Source organism: Rhodococcus sp. C3V, assembly GCF_029269915.1.
GTDB classification, from domain to species: domain Bacteria; phylum Actinomycetota; class Actinomycetes; order Mycobacteriales; family Mycobacteriaceae; genus Rhodococcus_F; species Rhodococcus_F qingshengii.
Map to the genome: position 1 here is coordinate 259,449 of NZ_JARJBE010000005.1, position 16,549 is coordinate 275,997.

Genomic DNA, 16,549 nt, shown 5'->3' on the forward strand with positions numbered 1-16,549 from the left:
TCATCGGTGGCTGCGTGAGAAAGCATCTGAATCGGGAGGGCATACGTGGGACCACGGTTGGTGTTCTCCGCGGGCGAAGTCCCCGAGATCCCCGCGTCCCGACTCTCCTCGATCGCGAATGCACGTGAGCCACTGCTCTTCTGGGTACACACCGGACACGCGGAACTACAGATCGGCGACCGCACCCGCAGCGTGACCGCTGGGGCGGCAACCTGGGTGCCCGCGGGAATCGCCTACAGCATCCGAGTCGACCCGGGAGCGGTCGCGTTTCCCATTCCGATGCCCGCTGCCGACCTGCCGCCCACGTTGAACCGGATCATCGATTTCGAGATCCCGGCAGCCTGGCAGGACTGGCTCGTCCACCAGTTCGCGCACAACTTGGGATTTCTGCGCGGTGGGGCGACTGTGGGGGCCGGACTACTCGAGCTTGTCGCGGGGGCCCATTCCAACGACGCCGACGCTTCGGTGTCGTACGCCCCACCGAATTTGCCACGCTCGGCCGAGACCCTCGAGATCGCTCGCACGCTTCTACGGACGCCAGCCGACGACACGGAGCTTTCCCAGTTCGCCCGGCAACTCAAGATCGGCGTCCGCACCCTGCAGCGCCGATTCACGGAGGAGACGGGGTTGCCTTTCGCGCGTTGGCGCACCTCGGCCCGGATCGCGGCAGCAATCGCATACCTGAACTCCGGCCGCGAAATCGGATGGACGGGTGGGCAGGTCGGATTCGCGACGCCCGCGGGATTCACCCGTGCCTTCCGTGAACACACCGGTGTGACACCCAGTGACTACACACGTGCAAACCAAGGCTCAGCGCCGATCCATGAGAACGAGACCTTGGCACAGAGCGTCGTACTCTTGTCCGAGGAAGGCGCCCACTCAGGCTCGGCGCCGATACCGCCGACGATTCCCGCAAGCGGAACGTGGGCCAGGGTCAACAACTTTCACGTCATCGTCTGGATCTACCGAGGCTCCGCCCGGGTCACTTTCGGCGACCGAACCTGGAATCTGAGGCGGGGCGACGCGATGTGGCTTCCCGCGGGAGTACGCAACAGCGTCGAGATCGCGGAGGGTTCGCTTCTACTTCCGCTCGGATCCCAGCCTGGCGACTCTCCCGTCACTGCACCGCCGCCACGAGTGCTGCACTTCGCGCGCGAAGCGGAGGCGTATCTGTTACACACGGTCGTTGCGAATTACACCCTTCTGCGCCCCGAAATCCATGACCCAGCGAGGATCTCGAGGCTGATCCGAAACAGCGCGGCGACGCGGACACCCGGCGGCCGAACCGATCCTGTCGAAACGATCCTTACCGCACTCCGCGCGGACCCCACCGATTCGCGCACGCTGCCGGAGTGGAGCGCTCGACTCGGCGTCGACGAGGGCCTGCTCCACAAACGCTTCGTAGCGGCCACCGGCCAGAGCTTCCCGCGCTGGCGCGGTCAGTTGCGGATGACCCTCGCCCGCGCTTATCTCGAGGAGGGCTTCTCGGCCGGAGATACCGCCCGTCGACTCGGCTACGCGCACGCGTCCGGATTCACCAAGGTCTTCATCGGTGCCCACGGCATGTCGCCCCGGGACTACCAGCGCCGCGGATGGCGGGGAACGGTCGAAGGACTCATCGACTCGTGACCTTCCGACGGATGAGTCCTTCGATCCGTCGTGTCGCCCGCCGAAACGGTCTCGAACTGGCACTACTTCCTTGACTAAATTTTCAGTCAAGGTTTACGCTCCATGCAAGCAGGACGCGGACCGGGCGCGCACGCACACAGCACAAGGAGTCACCGCAATGCAAAGACGTCGGTTCATTCAGGCAGGCGCCGCTGCGCTCAGTGGCCTCTTTTTGGCAGGCTGCGGCGATTCCGACTCAGCCTCGGGCGGGAGCAATGGAGACGACGATCTTCGCGAGTGGGTGATGCCGGAAGAGGGGGATCCGCACAAGCGCACCTGGATGGCGTTCGGTGCCAGCGAAGCGATCTGGGGAGCAGCCCTCCTGCCCGAAGTCCAGCGCAACCTCGCGACTATCGCGCAGACCATCGCGCAGTTCGAGCCCGTCTCGATGCTTGTTCGTTCCGAGGAACTGGACTTGGCTCGCTCCCTCGTCGGCCCATCGGTCGAACTGATCGCCGCGCCTCTCGACGACCTCTGGATGCGCGACACCGGCCCTGTATTCGTGAAAGGCAACGGGACCAAAGCGGGTATCGATTTCAACTTCAACGGTTGGGGCGAGAAGCAGGATTTTGATAAGGACGGCCAGGTCGCAGCTTTCGTTGCCGCCCGTGCGGGAGTCGAATCATTGCCTACCGACCTGATCCTCGAAGGCGGCGGCATCGAGGTCGACGGCGAAGGCACAGCCATCATCACCGAAAGCTGTGTACTCAACAACAACCGCAACCCGGGATGGTCGAAGTCGGACGTCGAGGCCGAACTCGGCCCCCTGCTCGGTCTCGACAAGATCATCTGGCTACCGGGAATCGCCGGCAAGGACATCACGGACGGCCACACGGACTTCTACGCCCGTTTCGCACGCCCAGGTGTCGTGGTCGCAGGCCTCGACACAGACCCGGAGTCGTTCGACCACGACGTGACCGCACGTCACCTCGAGATTCTCCAGAACGCGACCGACGCACAGGGACGGAAGCTGGAAGTGGTGGTCCTCGAGGCGCCGGTCGCGATCAGGCCCGACTTCGAATCGGACGATTTCGCAGCCGGATATATCAACTTCTACGTATGCAATGGGGCGGTCATCGCACCCGAGTTCGGTGACCCCGAGGCCGACCAGGCCGCCAGAAGTGAATTGGAGCGCCTCTTCCCCGACCGCCGTGTCGTGCAGATCAACATCGACGCCATCGCCGCGGGTGGTGGCGGCATTCACTGCACCACCCAGCAGGAACCCGCGGACTAGAAACCTGTCCCGACCACCCTCGTAGAATTCGGACTCGTGTCGAACCGCCAAACGCAAATCTTGGAAGCAGCAGTCCGCGTCATTGCCCAACACGGCGTACGCGGGCTGAGGGTGGAGACGCTCGCTGCCGAGGCCGGAGTGTCGACGGCACTCATCTACTACCACTTCCAGAACCGTGCAGGTGTGCTGCGCCGGGCCCTCGATCACATCAACGATCGCGCCGCGCTGTACACCGAAAGCGCCTTCACGGAGACAGACCCTCGTGCGCAGCTCGAGCAGATGCTCCTGCTGGAGTTTCAGAATGCCCCGAAGATTCGAGAGAACAGCATCGCCTGGGGTGAACTCCGAGCAAGCGCAGTCTTCGCCGACGAGCTGCGCGAACCGCTACGCACCACGACGCAAGAGTGGGCCGACGACGTCGAATCCTTGATACGCCAAGCGCAGGATGCCGGGCTCGCTGATCCGAAGGCAAGCCCGGCCGACGCCGCCGAACGACTCACCGCCCTGGTCGAGGGTCTGAGCGAACGCTGGCTGAGCGGCTCGATCCCCATCGAACGAGCCCGAGAACTGCTCACCGGCGCGATCAGTGTGGAGATCGATCCGAGCTAGCCTCTACCGCTCGCCGACGCCCTTCGATTCCGGAGACAGAGCCGGGAACCAGATGTCGGTCAGAACTTCGGCGGCCTGAATCCGCGTCACATCGATTGTCCCCTGCACGGCCCAGCGTGTGAAGAATCGCTCCAACTGACTCACGAGCAGTTCGACGCGCAACCGTGCCTCGTCGTGCTGTTCCTCCGGCCAACGGCCCAGGTACTTGGGCATGGCATTCGGTAGTTGGGTCATACCGTCTCGCGCTGTCTCGCGGAACTCCGGTTCGAGTGCCACGGCCTCGTCCCACGCCGGCAGCAGGCGTTTGTTCTCGTCGAACCAGTCGAAGGCACGCTCCAGCCAAGCCGTGAATTCCACGCGAGAGTTCGTGTCGAGGACCCGATCGAGATCGATGTAGAAAGCGAACGCACTCGCCGCCATCCCGGCCGCGCCGATCGTCTTGAGCATCTCCACTTTGCTGGCGAAATGCACGTAGAACGTGGCTCTACTGCATCCGACGACCGAGGCGATGTCATCGACCGTCACGGCCGCGTATCCCCGCTCCTCGAACAGAGTGCGTGCGGCGTCCACGAGTTTGGCCCGCGTCGCGCGTTTCTGCTCGTCGCGAAGTGTTCCCCGCCTGTTCTTCGGGCCGTCCGTAGTCGTGCTCACGTCGCCCACCTTGCTCGCATTTCAACCTCCTGGCAAATCACCGACTCGCCGTCACCAAAAAACATTGCGTCATTCATTGACACAATGTCAGCGAGTGGCGCACTATGACTCAAGTCACTTCTCGGGATTCGATTCTTCTTCTCGCACGCCCGAGACAGAACAGAAAGCGATGGCGAATGAGCCCCTCCCCCTTGCCGAGCGTGTGCATCATCGGCGCCGGGCCTACCGGAATCACGACGGCCAAGCGAATGAAGGAATTCGGAATACCCTTCGACTGCTACGAAGCGTCCGACGAGGTCGGCGGAAACTGGTACTACAAGAATCCCAACGGGATGTCGGCCTGCTACCAGAGCCTGCATATCGACACGTCGAAGTGGCGCTTGGCATTCGAGGACTTCCCGGTCTCCGCTGACCTTCCCGACTTCCCGCACCACTCCGAACTCTTCCAGTACTTCAAGGACTACGTCGAGCACTTCGGACTGCGTGAGTCGATCATCTTCAACACCAGTGTTGTTGCAGCAGAACGTGATACAGACGGGCTGTGGACCATCACGCGCTCGGACGGCGAAGTTCGCACCTACGACGTCCTGATGGTCTGCAACGGACATCATTGGGATCCCAACATCCCGGACTACCCCGGTGAGTTCGACGGGGTCCTCATGCACAGCCACAGCTACAACGACCCGTTCGACCCGGTCGACATGCGCGGCAAAAAGGTAGTCGTGGTCGGAATGGGCAACTCCGGCTTGGATATTGCCTCCGAACTGGGCCAGAGATACCTCGCCGACAAGCTCATCGTGTCGGCTCGCCGTGGAGTCTGGGTACTGCCGAAATATCTCGGCGGTGTACCCGGCGACAAACTGATCACCCCGCCCTGGATGCCGCGTGGTCTACGACTGTTCCTGAGTCGTCGATTCCTCGGCAAGAATCTGGGAACGATGGAAGGCTACGGTCTGCCGAAGCCGGACCACCGCCCCTTCGAGGCCCACCCGTCGGCCAGCGGCGAGTTCCTCGGACGCGCCGGGTCAGGCGACATAACCTTCAAGCCTGCCATCACCAAACTCGACGGAAAGCAGGTTCACTTCGCGGACGGCACCGCCGAGGACGTCGACGTGGTCATCTGCGCCACCGGCTACAACATCAGCTTCCCCTTCTTCAGTGATCCGAATCTGCTGCCGGACAAGGACAACCGATTCCCACTGTTCAAACGAATGATGAAGCCCGGAATCGACAACCTCTTCTTCATGGGACTCGCGCAGCCCATGCCGACGCTCGTCAACTTCGCCGAGCAGCAGAGCAAGCTCGTCGCGGCCTACCTCACCGGTAAATACCAACTGCCGTCCTCGAACGAGATGCAGGAGATCACCAAAGCCGACGAGGCGTACTTCCTCGCCCCCTATTACAAGTCACCACGCCACACGATTCAGCTCGAGTTCGATCCCTACGTCCGCAACATGAACAAGGAAATCGCCAAGGGCACCAAGCGTGCTGCGGCCTCCGGAAACAAGCTACCTGTTGCCGCGCGTGCAGCAGCACACGAACTCGAGAAGGCGGATCGCGCATGAGTCTGGTGAACGGTCACTGCGACAACGAGTTCGACGCCGTCCGCACCGCCTTCGAGGCTCAACTCGAATCCGGTGAAGAACTCGGCGGCTCTGTTGCCATCACCGTCGCCGGAGAATCCGTGGTCGATCTCTGGGGCGGGTACGCCGACGAATCCCGTACCACTCCATGGGGCAGCGACACCATCGTCAACACGTTCTCCATCACCAAGACCATGACGGCCCTGTGTGCGCTCCTGCTGGTCGAACGCGGCCAATTGGACGTGTACCAGAAAGTTGCTCACTACTGGCCCGAATTTGCGGCAAACGGTAAGGAAGACATCGAAGTTCGCCACCTCCTGTCGCATACGTCTGGCGTCTCCGGTTGGGAGCGCCCGATCGAACTGACGGACATCTACGACCTCGAGGCGTCCACCGCTCGCCTCGCTACCCAGAAGCCTTGGTGGACCCCGGGTACGGCGTCGGGCTATCACGCGATCAACTACGGCCATCTCGTCGGTGAGGTCATTCGTCGCATCGACGGGCGAACTCTCGGCAGGTTCTTTGCCGAAGAGCTTTCCGGTCCACTGGGAGCCGACTTCCATATCGGCACGTCCGCAGAGCATTTCGGTCGAATCGCCACCATGGTTCCGCCGCCCGCGTTGGAGTTCGACCTGTCCACGCTCGACCAGGACAGCATCTTCATCAAGACCCTGACCTGCCCACTGCTCGACTACCCCGAGGTCAACACCGCACCCTGGCGGGAAGCCGAGATCGGCGCAGTCAACGGCCACGGCAACGCACGTTCTATCGCTCGGGTCCAATCCCTGATCTCGAACGGTGGTGTGCTCGACGGCCGGAAGCTGCTCTCGCAGAGCACCATCGACCTGATCTTCGAGATCCAAGCCGACGGTATCGATCTCGGGATCATGACACCACTCAAGTTCGGCATCGGCTACGGACTGCCACATCCGGTTACCGCGCCACTGATTCCCGACGGACGCACCTGCTGGTGGGCAGGTATCGGCGGCTCGATGCTGGTCAACGATCTGGACCGACGGATGACCTTCGCCTACGTCATGAACAAGATGGCACCGGGCCTGATCGGATCCGACCGCAGCAACGCGTACCTGAGCGCCGCATACAACTCCGAGGTCAGCGAGGTCAGCTCATGAAGGCAGCCCAGCTCATGGGGCCCGGGCTCCTGGAAATCAACGACGTGCCGGTCCCGGAGATCGGCCCGTCGGAACTACTGATTCGGGTGGGCGCAGCTGGAATCTGCCACTCCGATCTCCATCTCCTGCACTTTCCGTACAAGATGCGCGAAGAACCGCTGACTATCGGCCACGAAATTGCCGGAACGATCGAAGCCGTCGGGAGTGGCGTCGACGGCCGTTCCGTCGGAGAGCGTGGCGTCGTCTACCTCTGTTGGTCATGTGGACAGTGCCGAGAATGCATGAGCGGCAACGAGAATATGTGCCTCGCCGCTGGACGCACCGCGATGCCGCCCTGCCCCGGGCTTGGTCCCGAAGGCGGGATGGCCGAGTACGTCAAGATCCCGGCTCGCTCATTCGTACCCATCGGAGACCTCGACTTCCTGCAGGCCGCACCTCTCGCCGATGCGGCACTGACGAGCTACCACGCCATTCGCGGTGCCCGCGAACATCTCCAGCCCGGTGCCACCGCCGTCGTGATCGGCGTCGGCGGACTCGGTCACGTTGCAGTACAGATACTTCGCGCAATCAGTGCCGTGCGCATCATCGCCGTCGATGTCGGACAGGATCAACTCGATCTCGCCAAACGTTGCGGCGCCGACATCACGCTCGAATCGGGACCGGACACCGCGCAGCACATCCTCGACCTCACATCGGCCAGAGGCGCAGAAGTCATCTTCGACTTCGTCGGTATCGACGCAACTGCACAGATGTCCGTTCAAGCGGTTGCGCCGAACGGCGCGTATCGCATGGTAGGTCTCGGAGGCGGAAACCCCGGAATCACTGCCGAAGCTGCCGGCGGACCAGGCTGGCCGTGGGGCGCATCGATCCGGAAGTCGTACGGCGGCACCAGAAACGACCTCGTCGATTCCATCGCCCTGGCACAGGCCGGTCTGGTAACGGTAGAAGTAGCCCGCTTCGACCTCGCTGATGCCCGCGACGCACTCGACCGTCTCGAACACGGCAAGGTCACCGGACGCGCAGTGCTCGTACCCTAATCTTCGAAAGGCACTTCACGTGACTACTTCCGCTGATACACAAGCATTCATCGCGTCCGTCATGGCCGGGCTGACCGGCCCCGGTGGTCCTTTCGAGATGCAAGTCGAGGATGTACTGGGCAGTTCGATGCCCGTCATGAAGAACCGTGACAAGGCACTCGGCGACGTGCTCGCTGCATCCTTCGACTACGGATCACGCGACTATCTGGTGACCAAGGACCGACGCTTCAGCTACCTCGAGCACGGCGAGGCCGTAGCAGCATTGGCGACGGCGCTCCGCGAGCGGTACGGCGTCCGCAAGGGTGATCGGGTCGGCATACTTGCTGCCAATACGCCGGAATGGGTGATGACCTTCTGGGCGGCTCAGTCCCTCGGTGCCATCGCCGTCGGATTCAACTCGTGGTGGGTGGCCCGCGAGGTGGCGTACGGCATCGATCACACCACCCCCACAGTGGTGATCGCCGACGCCAAACGCGCGCAGATTCTTTCCGAACTGAACACCGATGTTCCCGTACTCACGATGGAAGAAGATCTACCTACCTTGATGGAGAAGTATTCGGGATCGACACTGCCCCGTACTTCCGTCAACGAGGACGATCCGGCCGTCATCCTGTACACGAGCGGAACCAGTGGCCGCCCCAAGGGGGCTGTTCACAGTCACCGAAACGTGTTGGCCGTCATCGACTACCACCGCTACAGCGATCGCCTCGCTGCGGCGTTCACCGGCAAACCCAGCGACGGCCGACCGAGTGACTTGCGGTATCTGCTGACCGCGCCGCTGTTTCACATTGCAAGCCTGCATAACCTGGCGATCCCACGACTCGCGACGGGCGGAGCGGTGGTCATCCATCAGGGCGCCTTCGACGTCGACGAAGTCCTTTCCCTCGTCGAACGCGAGAAGGTCACAAACTGGGCGGTGGTCCCCACCATGGCAACCCGTCTCCTCGAGTACGGCAGTCTCGAGAAGTACGACCTGACCTCACTGAGCGCCTTTGCGCTCGCGTCTGCGCCGTCATCTCCGGCCTTGCAGGACCGACTGCGCGCACGACTGCCTTTTGCGCAGCACACCTTGGTCGACAGCTACGGGCTCACCGAATCCTCCACCGGCATTTCAGTTGCCACACCACCGGAACTTGCCGCGTTCCCCGGAACTCTCGGCCGGCCGATCATCGGGGTGAGCGTGGAGGTGCGCGACCCCTTCGGTGTTGCAGTCCCCGACGGCGAGGAAGGTGAGATCTGTGCGCGCAGCGCCTATGTGATGTTGGGGTACTGGAACGACGAGACCGCGACTGCAGCCGCTATCGGTCCTGATCGATGGCTCCGAACCGGCGACTTCGGAGTGTTCGAGGACGGCCGGCTCCGTCTGACGGGTCGCCGGTCCGATCTGATCCTGCGCGGCGGCGAGAACGTCTACCCTCTCGAAATCGAGCAGACCATCGACGAGCATCCCGCCGTACTCGAATGCGCTGTGATCGGCATTGATTCGGCAGACCTCGGCCAAGAAGTTGCAGCCGTCGTCGTTTTGCGGAGTGAGGGAGCCGCCGGCGAAGAAGAACTACGCGACTACGTCGCCGAACGACTGGCTTACTTCAAGGTGCCGGTGAAGTGGAAACTGAGCACAACTCCTCTGCCCCGCAATGCAACCGGAAAAACGATACGTGCAAAGGTGGTTCTCTCATGACCTACGACGCCGTGATCAACAACGGTCTGTGGTTCGACGGCACCGGGGCCAAACCAGCTGTCCGCAATCTGGGTATCCGCGATGGGTTGGTTACTGCCATCTCCCTCGATCCACTCGACGAAACCGACTGTCCCCGTGTCATCGACGCGAGACGCAAGTGGGTGATCCCGGGCATCGTGGACATCCACACCCACTACGACGTCGAGATCCTCGAAGGCCCGGCACTGAGCGAATCGCTCAGACACGGGGTCACGTCGATCTTTGTCGGATCGTGTTCCCTGTCCACCATTCACGCCAGCCCCTCCGACGCGGGTGATCTCTTCGGCAGAGTAGAGGCAATTCCGCGTAAGCACGTCGTCGACGCACTCAACCGTGCCAAGACCTGGAACTCTGCGAGCGAGTATGTTGCTGCACTAGAGGCGCTTCCGCTAGGTCCCAATGTTGCAGCCTTCATCGGACACTCCGATATGCGGGCCACCGAGATGGGACTGGATCGTGCTACCAGGAAGGACGTCCATCCCACAGACGCCGAACTCGCGTCGATGGAAGCACAGTTGACCGAAGCTCTCGCCGCAGGATTCGTCGGGATGTCCAGTCAGCAATTGTTGTTCGACAAACTCGACGGCGAGACCTGCCGCTCACGCACGCTGCCGTCGACGTATGCAACCACGAAAGAACGACGCCGACTCAATGCGATCCTGCGCCGTCGGGGACGGGTATTTCAGGCCGGACCTGACCTCTCCAACCCGATGAGTACCGGAGCGATGGCGTTCTCCAGCGCGGGTATCTGGCGTAAGCGACTCAAGACGAGCATGCTTTCGGCGGCCGACATCAAGTCCAACAAGTTGGCCGTGGTGATACTCGGCCCACTGGCACACTTGGTCAATCAACTCGGCGGCGACCTGCGCTGGCAGCACCTGCCAGTTCCCTTCGAGGTATATGCCGACGGCATCGACCTGGTTGTCTTCGAGGAGTTCGGATCTGGCGCTGCAGCACTGCATCTGACCGACGAGATGGAACGCAACGTCCTCATGCAGAGCGAGGATTACCGTCGACAATTCCGCAAGGACTACGACCAGAAGTTCGGTGTCAAAGTTTGGCATCGCGATTTCTTCGACGCCGAGATCGTCTCCTGCCCCGACGAATCCCTGGTCGGCAAGAGCTTCGGGCAGGTCGGCGTCGAACGTGGCGGCCTCCACCCTGTCGATGCATTCCTGGATCTGGTCCTCGAACACGGCACGAAAGTGCGTTGGCGCACAACCATCTCGAACCACCGGCCGGAGGTTTTGGACAAGTTCGCCCAGGAAAATGGCGTCCAACTCGGGTTCTCCGACGCCGGAGCGCATTTGCGCAACATGGCGTTCTACAACTTCGGCTTACGCCTACTACGACGTGTCTACGATGCCCAAAAGGTCGGCCGTCCGTTCATGACCGTCGAGGCAGCGGTGCATCGTCTCACCGGTGAACTCGCCGAGTGGTACGACATCGATGCCGGGCACCTTCGATTAGGTGATCGCGCCGACCTGGTTGTGATCGATCCCGCTCATCTCGACGATTCGCTCGACGCGTACGCGGAAAGCCCGGTTGTGGAGTACGACAACCTCTCCCGCATGGTCAATCGCAACGACCAGACCGTCACCGCAGTGTTCGTCGGCGGCGAGTACGTCTTCGGCGACGGAGAAGCAGCACCCGTTCTCGGCAACCGCCGAACCGGAAAGTTCTTGAAAGCAGGTGCCCATTAACACGTCCAGATTTGCCGGGAAAACAGCAGTCGTCACTGGAGCAGCATCAGGTATCGGTGCAGCCATCGCACTAAGGCTTATCGACGAAGGCGCACAGGTAGCTGGAATCGACATCGCTGCAGAGGGTTTGAAAGAGATAGCCTCCCAGCACGGCGGGGCCTTCCTCGCCGTTCCCACTGACGTCACCAAGGAATCCGATGTTGCCGAGGCCCTTGCCGCGGCGGCGGCGGAATTCGGCGGTATCGATCTGGCTTTCAACGTTGCCGGTGCGTCGAGGGTGGGGCAGATCGTCGACCTCGACGAGGCCGACTGGGACTTCACCATCGACCTGGTGCAGAAGGGCGTCTTCCTCTGCACCAAACATGAAGCGCGGCATATCCGAGAGCACGGTCGCGGTGGTGCGATAGTCAACGTGTCCTCATTGAACGCGCACGTGCCGAGCCCCTACGGGAGCGCATACGCGACAGGCAAAGCCGGAGTCGAGATGTTCAGCAAGAATGCCGCGATCGAACTGGCTGCGTCGGGGATCCGGGTCAATGCCGTTCTACCCGGCCTGGTCGACACGCCACTGGTCGCGCCGGTCATGAACTACGAACCCGCCCGCGACATGTTTCTCAGCCGAATCCCCATGTCCCGAGCGGCAACTCCCGACGAGATCGCGGGCCCCTGCCTCTATCTCGCCAGCGACGACGCCTCGTACATCACCGGAACCAGTCTGGTCGTCGACGGCGGCTGGGAGGTCTCGAACTACCCGGATCTGACGACGCTGGGCAACTAGTTCAGTTACCGGGCAACACACATTGAGTATCGAGGCCGAGGACGTGGTTGAGCCGGCCGAAGGCCAACCACGATCCGAGGCACATGCTCAACTCGACGATTTCTCGCTGGGAATAGTGAGCGGTCATGCGTTCCCAGAACTCGTCGTCGAGTCCGTGGTGGTCGAGGGCGTATCTCTCGGCGTATTCGGCAGCGAGGCGCGTCCTGTCGTCGAAGGCATCGGTGGTGCGCCAGTCGGTGACAGACTGATCGAACGTCGACTCCACAGTCTCGCCGTCACGCTCGGTGCGCCAGTCCTGACAGAAGATGCACCCGTTGATCTGAGCGATCCGAAGCCTGGCCGCCTCGAACTCGCGGAGTCCGAGAGTGCCGTCCGTGTAGACCTTTTGGGAGAACCCGGCGGCCGCGGGTCCGATGCCGGGGACCATCTCTCCCCACACGTAGCCGATCGGATTCTTGCCTTCGGGTATGTCGATATTCATGTGAGTACCTCCGAGTTTCGGGCACCGAGCTTGCCGACGCCGGGTGTGAGCGGAACGTCCAGCGCGTCGTAGAGACCGGGTTCAGCCTGACGTAGCCAGGGAATTGCGTTGACGAGACGTCCTACGGCCGTGGCATTTCCACCGGCCGCGCGATTTCCACCTTCATCGGTGGCTTCGACGTTGATCTCGATTCGTGGTCGTCCTTCGACGATCACCTTGTGCGCGCCGTCGCCGCCGTCGGGCGGGAGCGGCCAGTCGCGGGCACAGGACGGATGAATACGCGTGACGTGTTCGATCACGATCAGTGGTTCCCCGCCGACGATTCCCTGAACCTCGAATCGCAGTGCGCCTTGGGTGCCGGCCGCGAACTCCCCCATATGTTCGGTCGACACGGTTTCCTCGAGCGGGCGGCGCAGCAAGGTCTCGCGGATCTCGTCGAGTTCCACCCCGAGTGCCCGGGCGATGAGCCGAATCTGCCCGCCCCAGACCATGGTGGGTACGGTCGGCGCGACCATGGGAGGTTCGTAGTCCATCGGCTGACCCATCCCGATCAGGTAGCGGACAGAATCCGGCTGTTCGTAGGTCGTGTAGTCGAAGATTTCCTGACACCGGATCTGGTCGATTGTCCCCGCGAGCCCGCTGACGAGAATCGGCAGGATGTCGTTGCCCCAGCCTGGGTCGATACCGGAGACGAACAGAGCGCCGCCGCCCGCCTTGGCAGCAGCTTCGACGGGATCACGAAGTTCGGGAGGCGCAGATTTCGGGTCGTACAGCGCATATACGGACGGCGTGACCACCACAGCTCCGGCGGCCAGTGCCCGCGTGATGTCGGCAACCGCGTCGTCGGGCCGAATGTCGCCGGACGCCGCGTAGACCACCGCGCCGGGAGACGCTGCGAGCACGGCATCGGCGTCGTCGGTAGCCGCGACGCCCAGGTGCACTCCCAGATCGGCGAGGTCACCGGCGTCTCGCCCGACCTTCTCGGGGTTCGCAACGATGACGCCGACAAGTTCGAGGGCCGGATTGGCTGTCACAGCGCGAATCGATGCACGCCCGACGTTGCCGGTACCCCACACGACAGTCGGAATCTTGGACTCGGCTTCATTCGAAACTGCACCCATCAATCGGACATTACCCAGCTCAGCGCGTCAGGTCAGCAGAACTGCAAGAATTCGTTTCACTTCATCCGGTCAAAAATGCCATTGCCTGCGCAGTCAGTGCGCCGTCACCCCGCCTCCGGTACGTCTCGGCGGGTCGGCCGTTACCTGGTCTGCTCATCTCGCCGGTACTTTCGAGCGCGTCGAACACCTGCCGGCGGAAGCTGTCCTTCTGGAACGGACGATCGAAGATCACCTCGTAGAGTCCCCGAAGTTCGGCGACGGTGAACGTCCCGCCCGACAATCCGTCCGGATCCACGTACGACGCATACCTCGTGCGTAGGTCCGTGACCGCGAGTCGCACCATGTCGGCGTGATCGAATGCGAGTCCGCTCACTGCCTCGTCGTCGTACACATCGACGAGAAGCGCCGAATCGGGCAGTGCCGATTCCGGTAGGCAAGCCGTGTGTGCGACCGACAAAACCCATCCACGGTCGTCGCGGTCCGGTCGGTCGAAGATCGCCAACTGGTGGAAGCTCGTCTGGGCCAACTCTGCCTTGACCGACAGGGCACGATCGGCTGCGGCCGTGAGCAATTCGCGTTCGTGCAGAAATGTTCCCGGTAGCGCCAGCGCACCGAGACGGTGCCGAACCACCAGAACTTTCAGAGATCCACCGCTGTACGTCAGCACCGCGACGTCCACTGCCACAGACGGACGCGGATAGTCCGTCAATCCCTTGCCGCTCGTGTCTGTCCATTTATTCACCCTTGCATGTTATCTCAAACATGATCTATGGTTAGCGCAAAGTTGATCAAACGATCATCGCGAACCGAAGAGGTGGCTATGAAACTCACCGCACAGCAGTCCGATCGAGCGGCCGGCGTTCTGCTCGGCACCGCAGCAGGAGACGCGCTCGGCGCCGGCTACGAATTCACCTACCCGAAGGCCGAGGTCACGATCGACATGATCGGTGGCGGCCCGTTCGACTGGGCGCCGGGAGAATGGACCGACGACGCCTCGATAGCAGTTGCGATCGCCGAGGTGGCCGCTACCGGAATCGACATCGGAAGCGCTGACGGTCTCGATGCCATTGCAGCACAGTTCATCCGGTGGTACGACTCGAAGCCCGCGGACATCGGCAACCAGACGCGAGCAGTGTTGTCCGTCCGCTCCGAAAGCGCAGCGGCGATGGCGGATCGTGCGCGGGCGATCAGCGGCCGCAAAGCCGGCAACGGCTCGCTCATGCGGACTGCTCCCGTCGCCCTCTCCTACTTGGACGATGCAGAAGGTGCCAGGTCGGCAGCGCACCGGATCAGTTCACTCACGCACGACGACCCGCGTGCCGGACAGGCGTGCGAGTTGTGGACCCATGCCATCCGCCATGCCGTTGTCTCCGGCAACTTCGACGGTGTTCGCGGCTTCCTCTCCGTTGCCGATCAGGACGTCGCCGAATACTGGGGCCCGCTGCTCGATCAGGCCGAAACCGGGAACCCGCAGGACTTCTCCAAGAACGGTTGGGTGGTGCATGCACTTCAGACTGCTTGGTGGGCAATCACTTCCACGGACAATGGCGATGCTCGCCACCTCCAGTACGCATTGGAAGCAGCAGTAAGAGCCGGCGGGGACACCGACACGACGGCGGCCATCGCGGGTGGCCTCCTCGGCGCCCGCTGGGGAGCGTCGGCGGTTCCCGCCCGTTGGCGCCGAATCATGCATGGCTGGCCGGGATACCGTTCCTCCGATCTGATTCGCCTGGCAATAAAGACTGCTCGCGGCGGTACCGACGACAAGAACGGATGGCCGTCGACGGCAGAACTCGACTACTCGAGGTTTCGCGGAACCCACCACCTGACGACGCACCCGCACGACGACGGCGTCACGCTCGGCGGCGTCGATGCGGTGTCCACTGCAGACTACGACGCCGTGGTCAGCCTGTGCCGCATGGGAACACGACAGGTCGCGCCTGATCACGTCGAGTTCTGGTTGGTCGACGACGGTCACGATTCCAACGCCAACCTCGAGTTCGTTCTCGACGACGCAGCGCGCACCGTCCAGGCGTTGCGGGCCGAGGGAAAGCGCGTACTCCTCCATTGCGTTCAGGCGCACAGTCGCACGCCGTCGGTTGCAGCGCGATACTCGATGTTGATCGGACGTGATCCCTACGACGTACGCTCGGCTATGCCGTGGGCTCGCCCGAAGCGTGAACTCTGGAACACGGCAGTCGGAAACGCGGCCGTCGGACACACAGCCGTCGGGTACCCAGGAGGATCCATGCCCGCTATTACAGTCGTCGAAGGTGACATCACGACGCTGACGGTCGACGCCATCGTCAATGCGGCCAACTCCAGGCTCCTCGGTGGTGGCGGTGTCGACGGCGCGATCCACCGAGCCGGAGGACCGGAGATCCTGAAGGCCTGCGAGGTATTGCGCAACACCAGCCTTCCCGACGGCCTGCCGGTGGGTGCGGCCGTGGCCACCACCGCGGGAAAGCTGCACGCCAAGGCCGTGATTCACACCGTCGGCCCGAGGTATTCGCGCTCCGAGGACCGATCCGGATTGCTTCGGTCGGCGTACACCCGCAGCCTCGCCGTGGCCGACTCGATCGGCGCGCGAACCGTCGCCTTTCCGTTGATCTCGGCAGGGGTCTACGGCTGGCCGAAGGAAGATGCCGTCCGACAGGCCGTTTCAGCGATTCGCGCGGCGAAGACCGAGGTCGAGACGGTCACACTGGTCGCATTCAACAAGGAGACGGCAGACCTGATGCGCCGCGCGATCGCCTGACCGTTTACCGGGCCCCCTTCACACCACGTTAAAGCAGTGCAGAGCGGTCGGAGAAGTGGAGAAATTTCACCGG

At 62.6% G+C, this 16,549-nt stretch carries 14 protein-coding genes and 1 pseudogene; 11 read left to right on the forward strand and 4 right to left on the reverse strand.

Annotated features, from left to right (window positions below):
- The first annotated feature begins 45 nt into the window (after positions 1-45).
- The 3 genes from P3G66_RS16075 to P3G66_RS16085 all read left to right on the forward strand — a co-directional run bounded on the left by P3G66_RS16075 (position 46) and on the right by P3G66_RS16085 (position 3,511).
- Complete coding sequence (locus P3G66_RS16075) at positions 46-1,629, forward strand: helix-turn-helix domain-containing protein (RefSeq protein WP_065351584.1); 1,584 nt, start codon at positions 46-48, stop codon at positions 1,627-1,629.
- 157 nt (positions 1,630-1,786) lie between these two features.
- Positions 1,787-2,902: an agmatine deiminase family protein gene (locus P3G66_RS16080; RefSeq protein ID WP_050654997.1), complete on the forward strand. Its 1,116-nt coding sequence runs from the start codon at positions 1,787-1,789 to the stop codon at positions 2,900-2,902.
- Positions 2,903-2,938: 36 nt separating this feature from the next.
- Positions 2,939-3,511, forward strand: coding sequence for a TetR/AcrR family transcriptional regulator (locus P3G66_RS16085; protein WP_007730294.1), 573 nt, complete (start codon positions 2,939-2,941; stop codon positions 3,509-3,511).
- Between the two features lie 3 nt (positions 3,512-3,514).
- On the opposite strand, the gene P3G66_RS16090 is transcribed toward P3G66_RS16085, so the two are convergent.
- A complete protein-coding gene (locus P3G66_RS16090; RefSeq protein ID WP_058038401.1) occupies positions 3,515-4,171 on the reverse strand; it encodes a TetR/AcrR family transcriptional regulator in 657 nt (218 codons plus the stop codon).
- Positions 4,172-4,338: 167 nt separating this feature from the next.
- Here P3G66_RS16090 and P3G66_RS16095 point away from each other — a divergent pair, with 167 nt between their 5' ends.
- The 6 genes from P3G66_RS16095 to P3G66_RS16120 are packed head-to-tail and all read left to right on the forward strand — an operon-like array spanning position 4,339 to position 12,116.
- A complete protein-coding gene (locus P3G66_RS16095; protein ID WP_197494271.1) occupies positions 4,339-5,727 on the forward strand; it encodes an NAD(P)-binding domain-containing protein in 1,389 nt (462 codons plus the stop codon).
- Complete coding sequence (locus tag P3G66_RS16100; protein WP_054188272.1) at positions 5,724-6,878, forward strand: serine hydrolase domain-containing protein; 1,155 nt, start codon at positions 5,724-5,726, stop codon at positions 6,876-6,878. The genes P3G66_RS16095 and P3G66_RS16100 overlap by 4 nt, the downstream gene beginning before the upstream one ends.
- Positions 6,875-7,915 (forward strand): NAD(P)-dependent alcohol dehydrogenase, encoded by a 1,041-nt coding sequence (locus P3G66_RS16105; protein ID WP_030536186.1) that lies wholly within the window; start codon positions 6,875-6,877, stop codon positions 7,913-7,915. The genes P3G66_RS16100 and P3G66_RS16105 overlap by 4 nt, the downstream gene beginning before the upstream one ends.
- A gap of 19 nt (positions 7,916-7,934) precedes the next feature.
- Positions 7,935-9,596, forward strand: a complete 1,662-nt coding sequence (locus tag P3G66_RS16110) for a class I adenylate-forming enzyme family protein (RefSeq protein ID WP_007730286.1) — start codon at positions 7,935-7,937, stop codon at positions 9,594-9,596.
- Positions 9,593-11,338 (forward strand): amidohydrolase family protein, encoded by a 1,746-nt coding sequence (locus P3G66_RS16115; protein ID WP_276116841.1) that lies wholly within the window; start codon positions 9,593-9,595, stop codon positions 11,336-11,338. The genes P3G66_RS16110 and P3G66_RS16115 overlap by 4 nt, the downstream gene beginning before the upstream one ends.
- Positions 11,328-12,116, forward strand: coding sequence for an SDR family NAD(P)-dependent oxidoreductase (locus tag P3G66_RS16120; protein ID WP_030536188.1), 789 nt, complete (start codon positions 11,328-11,330; stop codon positions 12,114-12,116). Before P3G66_RS16115 ends, P3G66_RS16120 begins: the two co-directional genes overlap by 11 nt.
- Before the next feature lies 1 nt (position 12,117).
- Here the strand turns inward: P3G66_RS16120 and P3G66_RS16125 are convergent, their stop codons facing one another.
- From P3G66_RS16125 to P3G66_RS16135, 3 genes are all read right to left on the reverse strand, one after another.
- Positions 12,118-12,597, reverse strand: a complete 480-nt coding sequence (locus P3G66_RS16125) for a carboxymuconolactone decarboxylase family protein (protein ID WP_003943220.1) — start codon at positions 12,595-12,597, stop codon at positions 12,118-12,120.
- Entirely contained in the window at positions 12,594-13,718 is a 1,125-nt protein-coding gene (locus P3G66_RS16130) for a dihydrodipicolinate reductase (RefSeq protein ID WP_030536189.1), read from the reverse strand. Before P3G66_RS16130 ends, P3G66_RS16125 begins: the two co-directional genes overlap by 4 nt.
- 61 nt (positions 13,719-13,779) lie before the next feature.
- Positions 13,780-14,460, reverse strand: a complete 681-nt coding sequence (locus tag P3G66_RS16135; RefSeq protein ID WP_003943269.1) for an NUDIX hydrolase — start codon at positions 14,458-14,460, stop codon at positions 13,780-13,782.
- 78 nt (positions 14,461-14,538) lie between these two features.
- Between P3G66_RS16135 and P3G66_RS16140 the strand changes: the two are divergent.
- Positions 14,539-15,381, forward strand: a pseudogene (locus P3G66_RS16140) (ADP-ribosylglycohydrolase family protein); the annotation flags it as partial.
- Positions 15,382-15,966: 585 nt separating this feature from the next.
- Positions 15,967-16,476 (forward strand): O-acetyl-ADP-ribose deacetylase, encoded by a 510-nt coding sequence (locus P3G66_RS16145; protein WP_042922970.1) that lies wholly within the window; start codon positions 15,967-15,969, stop codon positions 16,474-16,476.
- Positions 16,477-16,549 lie beyond the last annotated feature (73 nt).